At 57.6% G+C, this 1466-nt stretch carries 1 protein-coding gene; it reads left to right on the top strand.

Annotation, left to right across the window (positions count from 1 at the left end; translation table 11 throughout):
• Positions 1–101: 101 nt before the first annotated feature.
• Positions 102–1466: L,D-transpeptidase family protein (locus tag AC1DRJ_RS27470; RefSeq protein WP_477804917.1), on the top strand; the 1365-nt coding region annotated here is incomplete at its 3' end.

Below are 1466 nucleotides of genomic sequence, written 5' to 3'. Positions count from 1 at the left end.
CCAAAACGTAGTAACGCCATATAGATGTCTCATCATGTTAAGTTCGAGTCTAGCAGTGCACGGGAAGCTAGCGGTCCAATGCGGGGGATTAAGGATTATCTATGGTGCAATTAACAAGGTTATTCGTCATAAGCCGCATATTTTTTATGGGCTTTCTGATCAGCGGTGCAGCGATCGCCGAAACTTCGCCGATTGAGCCGCCAACTGCGCCGAGTGCCGTTATGGACGCTGCACCGGACGACAACGTCGCTCAAATGATTCAGGCCTCGCTTGCGCCAATGAAAACCGCGTTTCCGCCATTGCTCACTTCGAAGCGCAATCGGCGGGTGGATGTCAGCCGACTGGTCATGGATTTTTATACCCATCGCGCCTACCGCGCTGCATGGACGAATGACAGCGACGTCGCACAGTTGATCAAAAGCTTGAACGACACGCAGGCCGACGGTTTGAACCCGGCGGACTTCCATATTGAGGAAATTGTCCGAACTCAGCCTTCAGTACTCGCCTTGACCGCCACGACTGAGCAGCGGGCGGCGTTTGATATCGCAACCACCCACACCTTTATTACCGCGCTGCAGCAATTGCGGCGCGGCAAGGTCGACCCTTCGCGGCTCGATAAATACTGGAATTTTGACTCGAATGGCGTCGATCCTCGCGATGACTTCAACGCCTTCTTCGCGGCACTCGACAATCACGACGTGGCAAGCGCATTTGCACAGGCGCCGCCGCAAGAAGCGATATACGTCAGCTTGCGTCAGGCTCTGGCGCAACTGCGCGCTGTTCGTGACAGAGGCGGCTGGCCGAAAGTGGCTGTGGACTTTTCGCTCAAACCCGGCATGGATGAGCCCGCGGTCGCACAGTTGCGCGCGAGGATGGTCGCGGCCGGCTTTCTTGACCCGCGATTGGGTCGCGGAACGAAGTACGACGGCGCCGTCACCGCAGCAGTGAAGAAATATCAAACCGAGCAATACCTCGGCGCGGATGGTGTGGCGGGGGCGACTACCCTGGCGGCGCTGAATGTGCCCGTTGAGGCGCGCATCGACCAGGTGCGGGTGAACATGGAGCGGGCGCGCTGGCTGCTTTATAAACTGCAGGGCACTTTCGTTATTGTCGATATCGCCGGGTATAAGGTGGCGATGTACCGCGATGGCCAACCGATCTGGCGATCCCGGGTGCAGGTGGGTAAAGCGGCTCGCAATACACCGGTTTTTCAGGCGCAGATTACCTACATCACGTTTAACCCGACCTGGACTGTACCGCCGACGATCCTCAAGGAAGACGTGCTGCCAAAAGTTCGGGCGAATCCAGGCTATCTGGCCAACAACCGCATACGAGTACTTGACCGAGAAGGCAATGTGCTCGACCCGTCATCCGTTGACTGGAGCAATCCGCGTGGGCTCACGCTGCGCCAGGATGCCGGCCCTGACAGCTCGTTGGGTCAAGTGGTGATCCGCTTCCCCAACGAC

It is taken from the genome of Pseudomonas sp. P5_B2, from assembly GCF_056400445.1.
The sequence above is the reverse complement of the archived record's forward strand: the minus strand, read 5'-3'. Positions and strand labels throughout refer to the sequence as shown.